This is a genomic window from Luteitalea pratensis (genome assembly GCF_001618865.1).
Taxonomy (GTDB): Bacteria; Acidobacteriota; Vicinamibacteria; order Vicinamibacterales; family Vicinamibacteraceae; genus Luteitalea; species Luteitalea pratensis.
In genome coordinates, this window is record NZ_CP015136.1 from 3274380 (window position 1) to 3294277 (window position 19898).

The following is a 19898-nucleotide window of genomic DNA, read 5'->3' on the forward strand; positions in this document are numbered from 1 at the left end:
ACAGCCGAGACCCGGCCATATGCGACTTGAAGGATTTCGTCTGCGCACGTGGCACGAGCGCAAGGCCGTCGTCAGCCGCGACGCTGCAGACGTGGCTCGCGGCGACATGTGCCGCGAGCCGGACTGGTGGGTCGTTCCGCTGGACAGCAGTCCACCATTCAACACACGTGCTTCGTCCGGTCGATCCTGACCGTGATGGGCACGGGTCTCGACCCACCGGACCACACGACACTCTCGCGACGGAGTCAAAACGCTAGACGTCGCGGCGCGCAGCCTTTCGGCGACGGGGCCTCTGCATGTGATCGTCGACAGCACCCCGCTTTCGGTGATGGGCGACGGCGAGTGGGCCGCCGCGAAACAGGCGGACGCGGTACGCGGGGGAGTGGAAAAGCTGCATCTGGGTGTCGACCGCTCCGTCGTGATCGTCGCGCAGGTGCTGACCGAGGCGACGGTCGACGACGCGCCAGGCGGTATCGACCCGCGTGGAGAACGCCTTCTTCCCCTAGAAGTCCCTCATTGGCGATGACCTTCGTGCTCGGAGTCGAGGTGGTCGGGAGGCCGAGGCGAGTTTGCCTGCCGCATGCTGAACCAGATGCCGCGTTTGGCAGGCCCGAGTCGCACGCGATCAGTCTTGACCAGTCCGCGCGTGTGAAGGACCTGCGAGCCCGGTGTGAGCCATGCGCCACGCCTTGTTCGCGCTCTCGATGACATACGTGATTCGACCGCCCACTCGCCGGCCAGCGAGTTCAGAAATCGGGATCGTTCGGTTGCGCAGGCGGCGAGAGTGCGGGTCTCGCGGCCGTATCGACGGTCTCGGCAACGCACGCGAAGTTCTTTTCGTCGTCGGTGCTTCCCGAACCGTTCCAGCGCGCCACCTGACCGAACGGGCACAAGGGACGCGTCCGATCGACTTTTCCGTCGGTGACGTGCGACACGACAATGCGGGTAGGTTTACGGCCGTGTTCGACCCATCGCACGATATCCGCCATTCGATCGAAGCGATCGGGGCCAGGTCCGCCGCCGGCACAGTGATACACGCCCGGCATCATGAAGAGGGCGATTGCATTCTCGGCACTCCGGCCGAGGGTCTTCAGCACGCTGGTGAAGTAGATCGTGCTGGTCTGCGGCGTCACCGACGGATCGGCCCATCCGTGGAACATCAGCAGCTTGCCGCCGCGCTTGAAGAACGGTGTGAGGTCGGCGTTGCTCGCGTCGAGCAGCTCGCCGTCCGCCCGGTCGGCGCGTTCGATATCGGCGGCCGTGAACGTGCGTGGATCCCATTGTGCGTCGCCGCCGTTCAGGAGATTCTTCATGGCGGTGACGGCGTTGGGGAACGGCCGCGGTCCGCCGAGCACATCCCATCGCAGCTCTGAGCCTGGCCAGAGATGTCCCTCCCACGCAGCGGCGCCGCTTCGAGCGTCGGTGACGGGCGACATCATGACGCGTGCCGATTCAATCTGGTCCGCGGTCAGGCATGCGCGAGTCTCCTCGCCGCCGCAGGCGAGCGTCTCGAAGTCCACGCGGCACTTCGTCGGGTTTTCGATGACCCCGTCCTCGACGCCGTCGAGCGCGTCGCACGCATTCAGCACGGCTTGGTGAACGATCGGGTACGTCTCCGCCGGAATGGCACTGCCCGCGGATCGGTTCATGACGTTGTTGAACACCAGCCGCATGCCATGGTTTCGCATTGCGTACGCCGCGCTGGCCACGGCCACGAGGCCGTCGAAGTCCTGCGGGTAGCGCTGGGCGCTCGTGAGCGCCTGCCGTCCGCCCGTCGAACAGCCCCTGAAGTACGAGAACGTCGGCGCGCGGCCGTAGTGCGCGGTGAGTAGCGCTTTGGCGGCGACCGTCGTTTCGTGAATCGCGCGGTACGCGAAGTCCACCAGCTTCTCCGGATGTCCGGGGACGAAGTCCGCGTTGTTTCCGACGTGTCCCGTGTCGGTACCGGCAGTCGCGTAGCCGGCGGCCAGGGCGCTCGCCATCCCTCCATAGGGCAGCACTCCCGCCCAGTCGCCGTTGCCGGCGACCTGCAGCTTGCCGTTCCAGTTGGCGACCGGCAGCCAGACTTCGGTCTTGATGTCGGAGTCGGCCGAGGGCCTGAGCGTGAGGCTGACACGACAGAACGCCGGCAGCGTCGGGAACAACTCCGCCAACAAGGGCGGTGTTCCAGCCGGTACGGGCAACGCGCCTGCCGCAACGACCTGTGCGCTTGTAATGCTGGCCGATGGCATCGCCAAGCGCGCGACCTCGTCGCACGGCTCGGCGGCGGCGTTCGTGCCAGTGAGGAAGGCCGCCACCAGGAGAATGCCGGGTGCGCAACGTTGCATGACGTGTTTCAGGTTATCGCACTACACTCCGTCGCCGCCTGCGCCTGAATCGCCGCGATGGGCTCGCATTGACCCTCGCGCACGCGACGCGTGGGGTGCTTCGAAGTTCTTGCTGTCGACACTCACGGGCACCGAGGCGGCGGGCGGTCCTTCGGCGGAGGCGGCGGGACCCGCGCCCGCGTCCGGCCTAGCGCGAGCATAAAAAGCTCAGAAAAACGTCAATGCCAAACGACCAGGCGGCACGATCTTGCCGCCGCGGTGGAGTATTGGCGGAGGGCGGCGGGAATCGGCGTTCTTCAGTCTTGGTAAGTCATTGTGAGTCAATGACTTAGAGTGGTGGAGGCGGCGGGAGTCGAACGGTCAATTGTAAGTCATTGGCCAACACTTGCTTACGCGGTTGTAATGTTGAGATTCATACCCGCAGATATACCCCCATGCTCCGCTCGATGCTTTTCCAAACTCGCGCTCGCCAGTAAAGCTCGAAGCGCAAAGACTTCGAATTTCAATGGCCGACACCTTGGCTGGTCAAGGGCGTGCCGACGCATGAATCGTTGCTTGGCTGCGCGCCACGCCCGTGGCAGAACGATGGCGGGATCGGCGGCAAGCTCGTCGGGAGTCGTCCCTCGACGTGTGGCTGACGAGAACTCACGCGCGAGAATTCGGAATGTCCGTGGAGACAGCCCCTGTGAGTGCGGCGGTGGGCCGCCGTTTACCAGCCGAGGCGCCGTCGCCATTCCTCGCAGGGGATCGGCTGTTCACGCCGGGGGAACGGGCGCACGTCGTCCAGCTCCTTGGGACGGCCGAATCCGAACAGCTCGGACACGTCCGTGAAGCACGACAGGGGAGCGCTCGGCATCAGCCTCAGCTCGTAGCCCTCCACCCGGCCCTGCTGCGCCGGCACCAGTCCCATGGTGTTCATGGCGTCGAACACCTGAGAGAAGCGAAGGGGACCCGCGTCCCACGGATTCAAGCCAAGGTCGAAGATGAGCTGCGCCACTGCCTCCCGAGCGCGAGGGTCGTTGCCGGCGATCAGGACGGTGGGCGGCGTGCCGACCAGCAGCGGGTCCACGAAGAACGTCATCAAGGGCAAATTGACCCTCACGACACGTGCGGTCGGGTGCCGAGACTGGATTCGCTCGCTGCCCGTCGGCCCTGGGACGAGTTCCAGATAGCCGTCCGTCGCGACCCTCTTCAGTCCACCACTCACGTCCACGACGATCTTGCCGTCCAACTCGCCCAGGTTGTCGGTGACGTCATCCAGCACCGTCCTTGGGACGGCTAGCACGACGATCTGAGCGCCCGCAGTCGCCTCGCGCTGACTAGCGGCCGCGGCTTTCGAGCCCGTCCTCGCCACGAGCGCGCGCACCGATTCGCGGGCCGGCTCCCGGCTGCCATAGACCACGCGATACCCAGCGCGGGTGATTGCCGGGCCGAACGTGCCGGCTAGAGTGCCTGTGCCGATCATGGCCACGACCGGCTTGTCCTGGGCCGACACAGGCGCAAGAAGACCAGCCAGCCCAACGAACACAAACAGGAGCACTGTCTTCGTCATGCACTCACCTCTGCGTGAAGTCATCTCCAGTACGCGTGGGGGCGCAACGGGCGACGCTCCCACGCACACTGCCACAACGTTGAGCATCGCGCCACTGGCGTCGTGAGCCTACGCCCTCGGCAGCCGGACGCGGGCGACGCATCCTGCGCCGTCGCGGCGATCCTCCAGCGCGACGTGTCCGCCATGCGCGTCGGCGACTTGGCGACAGAGGGCGAGACCGAAGCCGACACCGCCTTTTTTCGTAAAGAACGGGCCGAACACGTCGGCCCCGCGGCGCCATGCCAAGGCCCTCGTCGGTACAACCCAGGCGTCGATCGATGCGCGGCTGGTGCGCGAGTTGGCCACCGGGCGCTTCATCAGCCAGGCGGAAAACGTGCTGATCTTCGGCCCGCCGGGTGTCGGCAAGACGCACTTGGCCATCGGCTTCGGACGGACGGTCGTGGAAGCGGGCCACTCGGTGTTGTTCACGAGCGCGATTGAAGACTAAGTGCAACTGCGTTGTCCGGCGGCTGAGTCCGAGCCACGCCTGCGGTAGAACCATCGTCACGAGCTTTACGCCCCCGACGGGACACCCGGGCTCGCCCGTCAAGACGGGCGCCACCGAGTCGGGCGGAACTGTTTCCGAGGGTCACAGGGAGACATTGACGCCGACTCGCGTGGACCGTCATTTTCGGGGAGCAGGGCCCGCCAGTCGACGATCAGTTGTATAGGTGGCACTCGTGGATCGTTCATTCGAACAGCGGCAAGAAAGCGACGCGGACCAGCAGCGGAGACGTAGGAGTTGGCCGATGGTGTCAGCAACCCGGTGGTCTCCACGAACGTTCCGGCCGGGAAGAGTGGTCGCGGGCTCCCGAGCGTGACCGTGGTGTCCGTTCCCGTGAACGACCTGACAGTCAGCCAGCGTCCCTCGCTGATGTACGCGATCTCTTTTCCTCCGCTGGTCCACTGTGGCGAGACTCCGCCTCTGGTCGAGACCTGCTTTCTGACGCGGCCGGAAGGAAAGCTCGCCACCCAGACTTCGTCGCGGCCGGATGCATCGGTCACGTAGGCGAGCCAGCGGTCGTCTGGCGACAGCACGCCCTGGTAGTCGTTGCCCGCGGTGTTGACGGGCAGCCGCTCCCCAGCGCCAGTGCGCAGGTGCTCGACGTAGAGGTCGTCGCGTGTGGCGGGATCGATACGGACGCTCACGACGCGCTCGCCGTCGCGGCACCAACTGGACGCGAACGTTGCGAGCGGGGAGGCGGTGATCTCGGCGTCAGCGCCCGCCTGGCTCAGATCCTTCACGAACAGCCTGGGCAGTGCCGGAGGTTAGGTTGCAGTGAACGCAAGACGACGCCCATCCGGAGACCACCGCGGGGCGAACGCGAAGCCGTGAAACGTCAACCGCGTCTCCGCCGATGTGCGGAGATCGCGTACCCACACGTCCGCCCCGCCATCGACGTTGCGCCTGGAGAAGGCGAGGCGCCGGCCGTCAGGCGCCAGGTCGAACCCGACATACCTCGCGGGCCCCTCGATGGCCGGCTCGGTGCGGCCATCCTCGATCAACCATTGCAGCGTCGCGGGCGTCCCTCCGGCGTAGCGCCAGAATGCCAGTGGTCCGGCCGCTGAAATCGAGAAAGGCATGCGGCCGAGCTGCGTGATTGGAATGCCCGTCAGCAGCTCGATGGGCTCCCCGGAGACCTCGAGCGTGCGCTCGTCGAAGGCCCGCGCAAAGAGGCTCGCGTCCTGGCCGAAGAAGATGTACCCGTGCGTGTAGCCCAACGATGAGATCCTGAGGGGCACCTTCATCAGCAGGCGTGATGGTTCGCCACTGACTGAACCGAGCCGAATTCCGTTCGTGCGGGCAGCCGCGTAAAGAAAGCGCCTGCCGTCGCCGATGAACTGCGGCCAGAAGTGACTGCCGTCGCCCGTGGTCGCCGCCGACATCGGGCCGCCATCTGCCGAGACTCGCGACAATCCCCCGGGCCCGGTTGGGAACAGGATGACTCCGTCTGCGCCCCATGTGGCGCCGGCCATCGACGCGGCGTGAGTGGCGACGATCTGAACGCGCGCATTCGACACGCGCACTTTGAGCAGCCGTTGTCGGCTGAAGAAACCCACCCACGCCCCGTCGGGCGACCAGAAGGGCGTGTTGGCGTCTTCGGCGCCCGCGATCTGCTGCGCCCGTTCACTCGCGCCATCGAAACGGCGAAGCCACAAGCGCCTGACGCCATCGGCGCCGACCGCCACGTAGGCCAGGCTGCGCCCGTCGGGCGCCAGCGCGAACGGCACGTCGAAGCTCGCGGCGAACGCCGTGTCGGCTTCCGGCCACACATCGAAGCGGAGGTCCGGTGCGTTCGGCGTCGCGCGGTCCGACCCGAGGCGCGATGCCGTGAACATCAGCGGCAGCAACACCGCCGCGGCCACCGCTGCGAGCCACCATGCGCGCTCGCGCCACGGTGATTTCGGCGCTGCTCGCATCGCGACGCCTCCGTCCAGCGAGTTGTCGGCGGCGAGCGACCGCAACTCGAACAGGAGGTCGCTCGCAGTCTGCCAACGCTCGTCAGGGGCCTTCGCGAGGCACCGCGCCAGCGTTCGCGCCACGGCGTTCGGAACCGCCGGCGCCAGCTCGCGTATCGGAGACGGCTCCTCTTGCAGGACGCTGCGGATCACCACCGATCGCGTCTCACCCTCGAACGCAGCGCGACCAGTCACCATCTCGTACGCGGTGGCGCCGAACGAGAAGATGTCCGTACGGGCATCGACGCCTTTGCCTTCGAGCTGCTCGGGCGACGCGTACCGCGGCGTCGCCATTGCCGGCTCCTGCGCGATCGCACCATGCGAAGTCGGATCTGGCGCGTCACCGAGGCGCGCAGTCGGTGCCGTCATGCGTGTGGCGATCCCGAAGTCGAGCAGCTTGATGCCGGCCGCGGTGATCATCACGTTGCCCGGCTTGAGATCGCGGTGCACGACACCGCGGCGATGCGCCTTGTCGAGCGCGTCGACGATCTGCACGGAATACTCGAGCGCGCGCGCCAGCGGGAGCGAGCCCCTCGCCAGACACTGTTGCATCGTCTCGCCTTCGATGTACTCCATGACGATGTAGTCGACGCCGTCGTGGACACCGATGTCGTGAACAGTGCAGATGTGAGGATGGTTCAGGTTGGAGACGATCTCCGCTTCACGTCTGAAGCGCAGCTGCCGCTCGGGATCGCACCAGGGCTGCTGCGGCAGGACCTTCACCGCGACCGTGCGGTTCAGGCGCGTATCGACGGCACGATAGACGTCGCCCATACCGCCAGATGCCAGCCACGTGACGATGGTGTAGGGACCGAAGGTCTGTCCGACGTACTGACCGGGCGCCGATACGCGGTGGTCGAGGCGCGAGGCGATCGCCGCGCGGAGCTCGTCGGCAGGCGGCGACGCCAGGAAGTCGGATGCGGCAAGGCCGTGGGCGAGCAACGACTCCACTTCGGCGCGCAATGCCTCGTCACCCTCACACGCGCTCGCCAGGAAGCGATCGCGCTGGTCCAGGCCGCACTCCAGGGCGGCGTGATAGAGCCGCTCTACCGCGTCCCACCGTTCAGGTGTCATGTCGGCGCAGTTCGCGCGCGAGCCAGGCTTTTGCGAGGCTCCAGTCGCGCATGATCGTAATCGGCGACACATGCAAGACGGCGGCAGTCTCTTCCACGCTCAGGCCGCCGAAGTATCGGAGTTCTACCATACGGCTCTTGCGTTCATCGAACGCCGCGAGCGCGGACAAGGCATCGTCCAACTCCATCAGCTCGGCGCTGCGTGCTTCGGAGATGTCCGGCGCATCGTCGAGCGATATCCAGACGGCGTCGCCCCCGCGCTTCAACGTCTTGCGGGCCCGAGCCGAGTCGACCAGGATCCGCCGCATCAGCCGCGCTGACACGGCAAAGAAGTGTGCACGGTTCTGCCACTGGATCCGGCTGCCGTCGATCAAACGGACGTACGCCTCGTTCACCAGTGCCGTCGTCTGCAGGGCGTGCGCCTTGGACTCTTCTGACATGTGGCGATGGGCCAGCCTGTGGAGCTCACTCTGCACGAGCGGGATCAGGCGATCGAGGGCCTCCTGATCGCCGTTGCTCCAGGCGAGCAACAGACCCGTCACGTCCGGCGCTTCATCCGTGCTCGGCATGTGCAGGTGGCGATTCTGCCACAGCGACGGCGACACCTCAGGTTCGGTGGGCGTCGAGGGCCTCGGACCCCAGACAGGCGAGGGCAATGATAGTTGGCGCCCGCGAATCACGCTGAATGTCAGTAAGGGTCGCCTGGCCATGCCGGCCTGCGGGGCCACGGGCAAGGGGAGGCGCTGCTCATGAAATGGATTCTCGTCGCCCAGATGTTGTTTCTTGCCGCCGGGGCGAGTGCGGATGCGCAACCCGCCCAGGCAGACGAAGAAGTGGCGATCAGACGAGTGCTCGCGACGTTCTACGAGGGATGGAACGCGCACGCTCCCGACACGATGATCTCCACGTTTGCCGACGACGCCGATCACCTCAACGTCTTCGGCGAGTGGCGCAAGGGCAAGGCGTCGCTTCGCGAAGACATCGTCTTCATCCACACCGGCCCGCTGCGGACCAGCCAGAAGACGCACGTGGTCGAGAAGATCCGCCTCGTGACGCCTGAGGTTGCCGTGGTGCAGGTGTCGTCAATGAGCAAGAACGGCCCCAACCTGGGCACCTACGTGATGCAGAAGCAGGGCGGCAGGTGGCTGACCGTCAGCTTCACGAACGTCGCGCCGCAGGCGGTGCCCTGGGAGGAGGAACGAGCGAAGTGGAGGCAACAGCGCAAGCAGGGTCAAGAGCAGCCGTAGGCCGGCGCAGCATCGAAGCTAGCTGGGTGCGCTCGTTTGCAGCGGCAGCCGCAACAGCGCCAGCAGCCGACGATAGCGCTCGTCCGGGGCGAGTTCGGAGAAGAACGGATCGCCGATGACCACGGTGCGCACGGCGCGAGCGCGGTAGGCCTCCTCGAGCGCCCTGACTGCGGCGTCCGTGTTCCCGAGTCCCAGTTCGACCTGCGCGAGATCCACGGGCGACACGTACTGACTGCGCTGACGCTCGCGCAGTTCCCTGAGGATCACCTGCGCTCGGGCATGTTCGCCGCTCCGTGCATAGACGAATCCGAGCGCTGCTTGCACGGCAGGGAACCATCCGGCGAGACGTGCGGCGGTTTCGAGCGCGGCCACCGCCCGCCCTGATTCGCCCAGCTTCGCATAGGCGCGCCCGAGCATGTAGTGCGTCAGGGGCGCGTAACCATCGAGCTCGAGCGCTTCGTGTGCCGCCGCGACGGCGACCTCGTAGCGGCGCGCTTCGCATGCCGCGTACGAACGGAACGCGGAGATGACCGGCGAGAGCGGATCGCAACGATGCGCCGTCTCGATCTCGCGCCGTGCTTCGTCATGGCGCGCCTGGATCGGCAGAAGCTGGGCGTACCAGTGATGTGCGACAGGGTAGCCGGGGTCGAGCTCGATGGCCTTCAGGAACGAGCGCTCCGAGGCGGCCCAGTCCCATTCGTACAGCTTGTGAATTTCCGCCAGAGCGGTGTGCGCCGCCGCGAGCGAGCCGTCGAGTGCCAGCGCGCGCGACGCTGCGGCGCGAGCATCGGGCAGGACATCGTCGGGTTGCTGAAGTCCGAAGATGCCGATGATCAAGTATGCGTGGGCCAGTCCCGCCCACGTCGGCGCGTAGTCCGGATCGGCCTCGACGGCCCTGCGGAAGTACTGGACGCTGCGTTGCAGATCGTCAGGAGTACGTTTGCCCCAGAAATATCGGCCTTTGACGAAGGCCTGCCGTGCGTCGCCCTCGATCGATGGTGACGCAGGAGCGCTCGTCACATAGTCGCGGGTGCATCGCACGTACAAGACGCACTATCGGGTGGGGAATTGGCGGGCATACGAGCGCGCCCTCTTCTGTCGGGGCGACGTGACGTTGTCCCGAATCTGGAGAAGCCCCATGATTTCAACCAGGCGGTTCTGGGGTTTCTGCAGGGACTCAACAAGCAATGATGCCGCCCCAGCCGCGACAACGCTGAGCGATGCTCGTTCACCCTGGCGCGGCGTGGTGGAGAGCGCTCGGGACCAGTGCCGTGGTCTGCGCCAACACATTCCGCACGCCGCAGTGCGACTTGTCGTCAGGTTGCCGGCGGCTCCGTCTGCCTATGCCCGTGAGCGGATCGTGTTGATGGCGGCATGACCACCGCCTCGATACGAGAACTCGCGCAAAAACGTGCAGAATGCACCGGCGCCGGTGCGCTTGCCTCGTGGCTGCGAGGCGATCGCCCTGACTCCGGTACTGAGAGGGTGAGTGCCTTGCGTGTTACGACTGCCAGGCCTTGAACGTGCGCCCCCCGGCTTAGAATGTTGCGGGACGTCCACTCGAGGCAGTGCACGCCGCTGCAGCCGCGCGGCGGCGCAAGCGGCTTCAACCCGAGACTACCTGGAGACAATCCGACGCAGCATCTCAGTCGAGCTCGCCGAACGTGACCGGTCATCGGACGAGGTCCACGACCATCAGGTTGCTGTTCAGGCTTTGCACCACCGAGTACATGAACCATTGCTGGTCGGGACTGAGCGCTGCGCCATACCACCAGTGGCGGCCGCCGAGACCCGCAAGCCTGGTGCGGATCAGCGAGCTCAGGTCTAGATACTCCACGGCCGTGTCGTAGGGCGACTCGCCCCTCGACACAAAGTAGATGCCGCGGTCGCCCACCGCGAAGTTGATGGCGTGACTGAGCCCCTCGACGACAAGCGTTTCAGGTCCTCCCGCCACGGGCATGCGCCAGATGCTCGTCGGCGACGCGCCCGTCGCTTTCGCGTAGTACAGGAACCCATCGACGGCCTCGCTCGCGGCGGTGCCGCCGTTCCTGGTCCACTGGACGGCCGCACCGCCGACTGACGGCAGCCGCCACACCTCCCTGCGGCCCGTCCTCGCCGCCCCGACATAGATCCACTTGCCGTCTCGCGACCACCGGGCCTCGCCGTACGCATGCTCCTCGCTCGTAAGTTGCTGCGTTGTAAGTGTTCCAAGATCCAGCATATACACGGCACTCCGTCCCTCACGTCGTGCCTGGAACAAGATTCGGTCGTCGTCGATGGGAGACCACTGCGGGTTCGTACACATCGGACCGCCCATGAAGGTCACCTGGCGCAGGTTCGTGCCATCAGTGTTCGAGACCCACAGTTCCTGGTCCCCGGTCCTCGTCGATATGAATGCGATGTGGCTGCCGTCGCGCGAATAGGCGGGCGTGGCTTCGTCGTAGGTCGACGGGCCCACCACGGACGCGAGAGGACTGCTTGCGCCCGCCGGCACGTGCATGCGCTCGAGGGCGGTGTCCCTGAAATTGACTTCATAGACCAGCCGCCCGCCCGGGCTCAAGCTCAGCGTCGTGGCCTGTTCACCAAACGGCAGCACGGACGAGGGACCCGAAGCGGCCAATCGATCCGTCCGCAAGGGGAGACGTTGCAATCGTGACTGTCCAAAAATTGCCCCGGAGGAGAATACCAGCGCCGTATCGTCGCCTGCCCACGCGAGCCCGAGGTGAACTTCCACCGGCGTCGTGACCCGTACAGGGCTGCCGATCGGCTCGAACGCTGGCGACAGGGCAAGGATGTGGATCGCGTTCGCGCCGACCCCTGCACCCCCAATGAACGCCATGTGACGCCCATCGGACGAAAACGCGGGGTTGGAGTCACCGTTGAACTCGTCGCGCGGCGTGGTGGTCAGGCGGCGCCTCTCGCGTCCGTCCTTTGACAGCAACCAGATGCCGCGACTCTCGGCGGGCTCATCGACACCGATGGCTATCCAGCGACCATCCGGCGTCCAGCTGAGTCGAGCCGGCGTCCAGCCGAGGCTGGAAGGCGGCACTGCAACGGTGCCGACGTGTCGCTCCGCCGCCTGTCCAAGCGCCGGAACAATCAGGACCTCAACCTTCGTGTCGCTGTGCGCCAACGACCGCAGGAACGCGATCTCCTGGCCATCCGGCGACCAGGCGGGGGCATCGTCCGCCGCCCGGTTGGTGGTGAGGCGAATGGGCTCGCCCGGCCCCACGAGCTTGATGTAGATGTCGTGATTGTCCTGCGATGCCCCGTTCCACGAGAATGCCACCTGGCTGCCATCTGGCGACAGGCTCGGTGTCCGTTCGAAGCCCGCATACGCGGTCAGTCGCCTGGCCTGACGTGGTCCGTCGCGCGGCTCACTCGGGTCGGGGGAGGGCCGGCCGGTGATCGCGTACGCCAAGGCTGCCAGCCCGCATGCGCCGAGCGCACCAGCGGCCCACCATCGGCGGGGGTTCGTTGCTCGACCGCGCGACGACGGGTCGACCGGTGCCTGATCGGTGGGTGCAACGGGCGGTGCGACCAGAGGGGCGCTGGCCTGGACGTCGGCCGCGAAACGATAGCCATGCTTGGGAACGGTCTCGATCCAGTGCCCTGCGCCATCGCCCAGCGCCTTGCGCAACGTGGACACCTGGAACGACAGGTTCGCTTCTTCGACGAACGTGTCCGGCCAGAGCGCCGTCATCAACTCCTGTCGCGAGAAGGCGTGTCTGGGCCGTCGTACGAGCAGCACGAGAAGGTCGAAGCCCTTCGGCGACAGCGCGATCGCCTCACCCGCGCGCAGCACTACGCGCTGGTCGACGTCCACGCGATACTCTCCGAAGTGGTACGACTCACTCGTCGACAAGGATGCCTGCCTCGCGACAACGACTGGTATTTCGTGGGTGGATTGCAAGCGTAGCAGTGTGCCCACGAGAACGCCAAGGGCCCCAGGCGACACCGGCGCTTACCCGGATTGCTGCTCCGCGCAACCCTGCTGCGGTACCGCGAGTCGTCGGGGCTGGTGCTTCACGGCAAGAACCGGAGCCTGACGCAGAACCAGGTGCCTGCGGCCGGTCGCCAAGAAGGCGGGCGTCCGGCACGGGTTCACATTCTTCGCCATACCTTCTGCTCGCACCTCGCGATGAAGGGCGTGAGTCCCCGGGATCATTCAGGGCGTCGCCGGTCACGAGAACCTGACCACTACCGAGCGGTACATGCACTTCGCGCCCGGACACGCGGCGCAGGCGTTCGCCCTGCTGGACTCGCCCTCGGTGGCACCGTCGGAGTCGAGCAACAGGCGTGCAACAGCTTCGGCTTGACGGCCGTAAGCTGTTGATGTACAAAGGGTTTGGGTGGTGGAGGCGGCGGGAGTCGAAGCGCTGACGGTAACTCGCTCGCTAACCAGCTTGAACGCTTAACTGCACGAGCTCCATACCCCCGTTTGTACCCCCACGCCCGGTTCGATGAAATCGCGCGTCGCTGGCGTCCTGCAGCGGCGAGCGTGCCATCCCTCAGGCCACGTCGACGAGCGCCCTTGGATTCTTCGCTGCGATGATGAGCAGCGTCCGGGCGCCGCCCGACCGGCGCGCGTCGTCCCTGCCCCTTTCGTGCAGCGTCCGGACCGACGGCCCCAGCAGCGCCGAGAACTGAGAGTGCGAAAGGCCAGTTCGCTGCACCATCTTACCAATCGCCGGCAGCGTCGTCTTGAGATGTTCCCCCAGCTTCGGTTCGGCGAGCCCATCTAGAATCGGTGGGACGGAGGCGACTTGCGATTGCTGCAAGGCGGCGTACTCACCGCACGCGTCCTGAACGAGCATGGCATTCGCCCACTCGGCCGACGTGTCGGCGGGCGAGGATGTCGAGACGTCGTCGTGCCCATCGGCTTCGGAAATCGCGGTCAGGGCAGCCTGCCGGCTGCCTGGACGGATCGGGAGACGTGCCGGATCTACACAGCGCCGTCCGTCCCCGGTCTGCTCACGGGTTGAAGCTGGGTCTGACCAGGCAGGCTGCACGGCTTCCGCAGGAGCGCATGCCGGCGCGACCTCAGGTCCCTCGGTAGGCCAGGCAGGTGAAGAGACTTGATTGCGCAGTTTCGGCCCGGAATGCTTCCGTCCGGACTTGGCTCTCACCAAGATCTCACCTATTGCTGATGCACTCCTCACGACAGTGGCCGAACGGCGAACTGTGACCCTGCGTCCGAGTTGGTCTATGGAACTGCAGATCCGAAACGTCTCGAAAACGTACCCTGGAGGCATCCACGCGCTGAAGGACGTCAGCTTGACCATTCCGGCGGGCATGTATGGGCTGCTCGGGCCCAACGGCGCCGGCAAGTCGACGCTGATGCGGATCCTGGCCACATTGCAGGACGCGGACGCAGGCAGCATTTGCTTCGGCGAACTCGACGTCCTTCTGCACAAAGGCGCCCTGCGTCAGACGCTTGGCTATCTGCCCCAGGACTTCGGGCTGTACCCGGGAAGCAGCGCCGAAGATCTGCTCGACCACTTCGCGCTTCTGAAGGGCATTAGCGAGCGGAAGGCACGGAAAGAAGTCGTCCAAGCGCTGCTCCAGCAAACCAACCTCTGGCATGTCCGCAGGCAGAAGCTCGGTGGCTACTCTGGCGGCATGCGCCAGCGCTTCGGCATCGCCGTCGCCCTCATCGGCAATCCAACGCTGCTGATCGTCGATGAACCCACCGCCGGGCTGGACCCGGCCGAACGCGTCCGCTTCCTCAATCTGCTTAGCGAGGTCGGTGAAAGCAGCGTGGTCATTCTCTCCACGCACATCGTCGACGACGTCTCGGAGCTCTGCAGCCGGATGGCCATTATCGACCGAGGCGAGATCTTGCTTGAGGCAGAACCGCTCAGCGCCATGAAGGAGGTAGAGGGTCGCATCTGGCGGCGCGTGATCGACACGCGTTCACGGGCCAGCGTTACACGCGAGCACGACGTCATCTCGACGAAACTGCTTGCTGGACGGACGCTCGTGCGCGTCTATAGCGACACGCAACCCGGACCAGGCTTCGAGGCCGCTGAACCCAACCTGGAGGACGTGTACTTCAGAACGATGTCCGGCCGGCGCGAGGGCGGGGAGGCGAGCCTGTGAAGCTCCTCGCAATTTTCCTCTTCGAGTGCAGCTACCAGCTTCGCCGACCCTGGCTCCTGTTGATCTTCACGGCTCTCCTGGGCGTCACGGTGCTGTTCGTCAGGACGAACTATGTGGCCGATCAGCTCTATGAAGACTATTTCGCGAACGCACCATTCCTGATCGCGAGCGCCACGGTATTTGGCGGGCTACTGTGGCTAGTGGCAGGGGGTGTCGTCGCAGGTGACGCCGGAGCCAGAGACGTCAGCACCGGTATGTATCCACTGACGTATACGATGCCGGTCAGCAAGACGGCATATCTAAGCGGACGATTCCTGGCTGCGCTCACGATGAACGCGCTGCTGCTCACAGCGGTGCAGATCGGCATCATCAGTGCCGTCTACATGCCGGGCGGCATCACCGTGTACCGCGCCCCGTTCCGACTCGCCGCGTACCTGACGGCGTACCTCTTCATCTCGCTGGTGAACGCCCTGGTCGCCACGGCCATCCAGTTCGCGCTGGCCGTGCGATCGGGACGCCCGATGGCCGCGTACTTCGGCAGCTTTCTCCTGTTCTTTACCGGCTTCTTCATCTCGGCGGCCCTGCTCTTCTGGCACACATGGGGCGCCCTGCTGGACCCGATCGGCATCCGCTTCATTGTCGAAGACCTGGGACGGCAGTGGACACCCGTCGAGAAGAATGTTCGTCTGCTGTCCCTGGAAGGCGTCGTGCTCCAGAACCGGCTGCTCTGGGCTGCCGTCGCACTGATGACCCTTGTTCTGACGCACTTCCGATTCCGCTTCGCGCATCGGACCGGCAATGGCCTCTATGCCCGGCTTCGCGTCCTGCGCGCTCGCAGGAACAACCTGCTGGCGTCAAGGGATGCGGACGTGTACGCGACTGCGGGTGAATTGATCTCCACGCTATCTGTCCCCCGGACATTCGGTGTTCGCGTCCAGACGAAGCAGGCGCTCGCCATCGCGTGGGCATCGTTCCGCTACATTGCCGCGAGTTGGGCGGGACTGGTGTTCTTCGTCGTCATTCCGCTGTTATCGGTGCCGGTCGTTGTTGACCAGATGGAATCGGGCGGCGCGCGGCTCATCCCTGTGACTGCGTTGGTCATCGCTGAGCTGACCGGCTCGCTCTCTGACGAACTGAGCCGCTGGTTGATTGTCCCATTGCTGACCATCTACTTTGCCGGAGAACTGGTGTGGCGCGAGCGAGACGCCCGTCTGAGTGACATCACCGATGCCCTGCCCGGCTCGGACTGGACACCGCTGGTCGGTAAGTATCTGGGACTTGCACTGGCACTCACCGCGTTCAACACGCTGCTGATGCTCTCGGGCATCGTGGCGCAGACGATGCTGGGGTATCGACATCATGAGATCGCGCTGTATCTGAAGACCCTGCTCGGGCTGCAGCTTGCCGAGTATCTGCTGTTCGCCGGCCTTGCACTTGTCGTGCACTCAGTTGTCCTCCAGAAGTATGGCGCCCACCTGGTATTGGTCGGCGCGTACGTGTTCATCGCGATGCCGGCGTTGTTCGGTGTCGAGCACCGTCTGCTGATCTACGGCGCGGGACCGACGTGGTCCTACACGGAGATGCGCGGCTTCGGACCCTCGCTGGTCCCGTGGCTTGCGTTCAAGCTGTACTGGGCGTCGTGGCTGATACTGCTAGCCGTGGCGGCGCGGCTGCTCTGGGTGCGTGGCCGAGAGACACGATGGACGCCGCGGCTTCGAGCGGTGCGCCAGCGCTTCACGGGCGCTACGACAACCGCGACCGCTGCCGGGATCGTGCTGGTCCTCACTCTGGGCGGATTCACCTTCTACAACACGAATGTGCTCAACACATACGTCAGCGTGTCGGCCGGCGCCACACGTCAGGCGGAGTACGAGCGCCGCTACGCCCGGTACGCACGCATCCCTCAGCCGCAGATCGTCGGCACTGAACTGCGCGTCGAGATTCATCCCGAACGGGGAGCGGCAGAGATCCGCGGCACCTACCGTGTGCTCAATGACACCCACGCCGCAATCGAGGCGATTCACATTGCTCCGGCGCCGGCCGTCGAGACTGCGGCCATCACGTTGAACCGTGCAGCCGTGATGACGCTGGCGGACGAGGAACTATTTCACCGCATCTTCGTGCTCGAGCGCCCGCTTGAGCCAGGAGACTCGTTGCAGCTCTCGTTCGACGTCCGCGTCGAGCGACGAGGCTTTCGGCACGACGGCATCAGTGACGCCGTCGTCCAGAACGGCACGCACCTCACGAACACGTGGTTGCCGACGATCGGGTATCAGCCGACTCGCGAGTTGATCAGCGCAAGCGACCGCCACGAGTACGGCCTGCCCTCGCGGCCACTGATCGCGCCGCTGGGCGACAAGGAGGCGCCAGGTGACCGCGGCAGTGGAACGACGTTGGACGTGCTGGTGGGCACCAGCGCAGACCAGCTGGCTGTTGCGCCCGGCGCGCTGCGGCGCACGTGGGTGGACAACGGACGTCGTTACTTCCACTACGTGACCGATGCGCCTATCACCAACGAGTACGGAATCTTCTCGGCCCGCTACGCAGTGCACGAAGCGACCTGGCAGAGCACATCCGACGAACGGGCCGTGACTGTCCGCGTTGTCCATCATCCCGGGCATTCGGCCAGCCGGGAGAGCATCATGCAGGGGATTCAGGCCTCGCTCGACTACCACACCACGAACGTCGGCCCCTACGGATATGGTCACCTGACGTTCGTCGAGCGCGCCGGCAACGCCACCGGCATGCACGCCGATTCGAGCATGGTCACCTTCAACGAAGGCAGCGCGCTCTGGCAGGCGCCTGACGACGCGGGTGCTCTCGAGTTCCCATTCGCTATCGTCGCGCATGAGATGGCTCATCAGTGGACGGTGCCCTACGCGGCGGTGGAAGGGGCCCCTGTGATGTCTGAGGGCGTCGCCTGGTACTACGCCATGAAGACGGTCGAGCAGGCGAAGGGACGTGCGCAGCTCGATCAACTGCTGCAATTCATGCGTCAACCGCATCCGTTCCCGCCGGTTCGGCGGGGCGAGCCGCTGCTGCGCGGTGTCGACGGGTACGCGTCGTATCGCCGCGGTCCGTTTGCACTCCATGCGCTCAGCGAATACGGCGGCACCGATGCAGTCAACGGTGCGCTGCGGCGACTGCGCGAAGCACACCGACTGCCGGGGGCACCGCTGGCGACGATGCATGACCTCTATCGGCAATTGCAGACGGCGCTGCCCGCGTCACTGCACTCCCTGTTGCGAGACCTGTTCGAAGTCAACGCGTATTGGGACCTCAAGACGGAAGGGGTGTCGACGCACCAGACCTCAGGAGGCGCGTGGGAGGTGAGGCTTGACATCGACGCACGCAAGGTTGTCTACGACCTGGCGGGCGCTGAACTGGAGGTGCCGATGGACGACCTCGTGCAGGTCGGCGTGTTCGCTGGGAGCGACGAGCTCTACATGCAGACGCATCGCATTCCGGCAGGGAAGCAGACGATCACCGTGGTCGTGCCTCGCGAGCCAGATCGTGCTGGTGTGGATCCGAACCATCTACTGCTCGACGTGCAAAGAGGCGACAACGTCAGAGTGCTGGCTTCGCGAGACACTCGAGGAGCGCCTCGCAACGAATGACAGCTGCAGAATCAGCAGGAACGCTCAAGTCCCTCGCCGAGCTGAGAGCGCAAGGGGGTGCAGGTGCAAAGTGCCCTGGGCTTGCGGACACTGGATCATTGGGGAGCGGCGCGCGCTCGCGCGACCTCGTGAGCGCCCCGGCCCTATCGAGGCGTTGGTGCATGGCTGCGGACGGTCAAGTATGGGTCGGCCGTTGGAGCCGCTGGCCCGTCGCCCGCCCGCGGCGGCATGGTCGTGGGATGAAGTCGCGGGTTCATTCCACGCACAAGACGCGCTATCGGGTGGGAAATTGGCGGGCGTACGAACGCGCCCTCGTCAGTCGGGGCGACGGCTCTGGTTCTCGCCAGACGCCTGGGTCGCGTGGGGCGTGCCGCCCTCCGGTCGCCCTGGCGGGCAGCAACGTTTTTGGATGTGGCGATCGAGACCGCCCTGACACTCCGGCTCGTCTTCCACTTGCCCCTGCGCCAGATGGAGGGCTTCGTCCGGTCGATCCTGACCATGATGCACGCCCGTCTCGATGCCCCGGACCACACGGACGCTTTCGCGCCGGACTCGGAGGCTCGACGTGGTGGTGCACAACCTCCCAGTGAAGGGACCGCTGCATCTGATCGTCGACAGCACGGGACTGTCAGTGGTCGGGAAGGGAGGGGGCGGCCGCGAAACACGGCGGGCGTGGTGCACGAGGCTGGAAGAAGCTTCATTTGGGTGTCAACCGCGCCGGCGTGATCGTCGCGCATGCCCTCACCGAAGCGACGGCCAACGACGGGACGGTGGGTATCGACCTGATTGGAGCGACAGCTGGCGAGGTCGCCAGCGTCACGGCGGACGCGGCCTACGACACGGTCGCCTTCTATGAGGCCGCGAGCGCGCGACACGCGCGGGTGATCGTGGCGCCGACCGTGACGGCCAGGATCTCGCGACGTGGGCCTCGCTCCAGGGCGTGCGATCGCACGATCACCGACGTGGAAACGCTCGGGCGACGCCAGTGAAAGAAGGCCGCGGGCTACCATCGGCAGGCCCGTGTGGAGAACGCCTTCTTCCGCTACAAGTCCATCATTGGCGACGGACTTCGCGCCCGCAGTGTAGGTGGCCGGCAGGTCGAGGCGAGCCTCGCGTGCCGCGTCCTGAACCGGATGACAGAGCTTGGCAGGCCTCAGTCTTCGGCGACGAGTCGGTGACGAGTCCGCGCTTGGGGACAACTGCGAGCCGGGTGTCGAGCCATGCACCAACGCCTCCTTGAGCCGTGAAGGCGCCGGGGTGCACTGCCTGTGGCGTTCTACGCCGACGGACACGACCTCGTGCTGCCGTACACACGGATTTCGCGGCCAGACACCAAGACGAGATGTACTTCGAGAACTGCGACGCGATCCGGCCGAACTCGCGATACGCGGCCGCCGCGCGCCGAGCCCGCCTGCAAGCCAACCCTTCAGTGACCTGCGGGACGTGTTCGGCACACAACGCAAGGGTGTGAACACCGGACG

The 19898-nt window shown here is 65.6% G+C and carries 13 protein-coding genes and 4 pseudogenes; 8 read left to right on the forward strand and 9 right to left on the reverse strand.

The window, feature by feature from the left end; genetic code table 11:
• Positions 1-298 precede the first annotated feature (298 nt).
• Entirely contained in the window at positions 299-526 is a 228-nt protein-coding gene (locus LuPra_RS13440) for a hypothetical protein (RefSeq protein ID WP_110171226.1), read from the forward strand.
• 220 nt (positions 527-746) lie between these two features.
• Here LuPra_RS13440 and LuPra_RS13445 read toward each other — a convergent pair whose 3' ends face one another.
• The 3 genes from LuPra_RS13445 to LuPra_RS34490 all read right to left on the reverse strand — a co-directional run bounded on the left by LuPra_RS13445 (position 747) and on the right by LuPra_RS34490 (position 4236).
• Entirely contained in the window at positions 747-2327 is a 1581-nt protein-coding gene (locus LuPra_RS13445) for a tannase/feruloyl esterase family alpha/beta hydrolase (protein ID WP_110171227.1), read from the reverse strand.
• Between the two features lie 709 nt (positions 2328-3036).
• The gene (locus tag LuPra_RS13450) at positions 3037-3879 is read right to left on the reverse strand and encodes an NADPH-dependent F420 reductase (protein ID WP_157899138.1); all 843 of its coding nucleotides are present in this window, start codon (positions 3877-3879) and stop codon (positions 3037-3039) included.
• 108 nt (positions 3880-3987) lie between these two features.
• The gene (locus LuPra_RS34490) at positions 3988-4236 is read right to left on the reverse strand and encodes an ATP-binding protein (protein ID WP_110174672.1); all 249 of its coding nucleotides are present in this window, start codon (positions 4234-4236) and stop codon (positions 3988-3990) included.
• Here LuPra_RS34490 and LuPra_RS32820 point away from each other — a divergent pair.
• A pseudogene (locus LuPra_RS32820) lies at positions 4184-4354 on the forward strand (ATP-binding protein); the annotation flags it as partial. The gene LuPra_RS34490 and the pseudogene LuPra_RS32820 overlap by 53 nt on opposite strands.
• Before the next feature lie 110 nt (positions 4355-4464).
• Here the strand turns inward: LuPra_RS32820 and LuPra_RS13465 are convergent.
• From LuPra_RS13465 to LuPra_RS13475, 3 genes are read right to left on the reverse strand one after another with little or no spacing between them, the layout of a single operon-like run.
• Positions 4465-5163, reverse strand: a complete 699-nt coding sequence (locus LuPra_RS13465) for a TolB family protein (protein ID WP_157899139.1) — start codon at positions 5161-5163, stop codon at positions 4465-4467.
• A 24-nt stretch (positions 5164-5187) separates the two neighbouring features.
• Positions 5188-7452: a protein kinase domain-containing protein gene (locus tag LuPra_RS13470; protein WP_162271382.1), complete on the reverse strand. Its 2265-nt coding sequence runs from the start codon at positions 7450-7452 to the stop codon at positions 5188-5190.
• Positions 7442-8131 (reverse strand): sigma-70 family RNA polymerase sigma factor, encoded by a 690-nt coding sequence (locus LuPra_RS13475; RefSeq protein ID WP_237050913.1) that lies wholly within the window; start codon positions 8129-8131, stop codon positions 7442-7444. Before LuPra_RS13475 ends, LuPra_RS13470 begins: the two co-directional genes overlap by 11 nt.
• Before the next feature lie 69 nt (positions 8132-8200).
• Between LuPra_RS13475 and LuPra_RS13480 the strand changes: the two genes are divergently transcribed.
• Complete coding sequence (locus LuPra_RS13480; protein ID WP_110171231.1) at positions 8201-8698, forward strand: SgcJ/EcaC family oxidoreductase; 498 nt, start codon at positions 8201-8203, stop codon at positions 8696-8698.
• A gap of 18 nt (positions 8699-8716) precedes the next feature.
• On the opposite strand, the gene LuPra_RS13485 is transcribed toward LuPra_RS13480, so the two are convergent.
• The 3 genes from LuPra_RS13485 to LuPra_RS31895 all read right to left on the reverse strand — a co-directional run bounded on the left by LuPra_RS13485 (position 8717) and on the right by LuPra_RS31895 (position 13710).
• Positions 8717-9739 carry a tetratricopeptide repeat protein gene (locus tag LuPra_RS13485; RefSeq protein ID WP_162271383.1) on the reverse strand — a complete coding sequence of 341 codons (1023 nt, stop codon included), beginning with the start codon at positions 9737-9739 and terminating at the stop codon, positions 8717-8719.
• A gap of 631 nt (positions 9740-10370) precedes the next feature.
• Complete coding sequence (locus tag LuPra_RS13490; protein ID WP_162271384.1) at positions 10371-12563, reverse strand: winged helix-turn-helix domain-containing protein; 2193 nt, start codon at positions 12561-12563, stop codon at positions 10371-10373.
• 646 nt (positions 12564-13209) lie between these two features.
• Entirely contained in the window at positions 13210-13710 is a 501-nt protein-coding gene (locus tag LuPra_RS31895) for a helix-turn-helix domain-containing protein (protein ID WP_157899140.1), read from the reverse strand.
• Positions 13711-13906: 196 nt separating this feature from the next.
• Here LuPra_RS31895 and LuPra_RS13500 point away from each other — a divergent pair, with 196 nt between their 5' ends.
• The 5 genes and pseudogenes from LuPra_RS13500 to LuPra_RS13515 form a co-directional block, all read left to right on the forward strand.
• On the forward strand, positions 13907-14800 hold the full coding sequence (locus tag LuPra_RS13500) for an ABC transporter ATP-binding protein (RefSeq protein ID WP_110171235.1): 894 nt from the start codon (positions 13907-13909) through the stop codon (positions 14798-14800).
• Positions 14797-18417 carry an ABC transporter permease/M1 family aminopeptidase gene (locus tag LuPra_RS13505; RefSeq protein WP_110171236.1) on the forward strand — a complete coding sequence of 1207 codons (3621 nt, stop codon included), beginning with the start codon at positions 14797-14799 and terminating at the stop codon, positions 18415-18417. The genes LuPra_RS13500 and LuPra_RS13505 overlap by 4 nt, the downstream gene beginning before the upstream one ends.
• 360 nt (positions 18418-18777) lie before the next feature.
• Positions 18778-18936 (forward strand): annotated as a pseudogene (locus LuPra_RS34495) (transposase); the annotation flags it as partial.
• Positions 18935-19045, forward strand: a pseudogene (locus LuPra_RS34500) (hypothetical protein); the annotation flags it as partial. The pseudogenes LuPra_RS34495 and LuPra_RS34500, both read left to right, overlap by 2 nt.
• Positions 19046-19076: 31 nt before the next feature.
• A pseudogene (locus tag LuPra_RS13515) lies at positions 19077-19406 on the forward strand (transposase); the annotation flags it as partial.
• Positions 19407-19898: the final 492 nt, after the last annotated feature.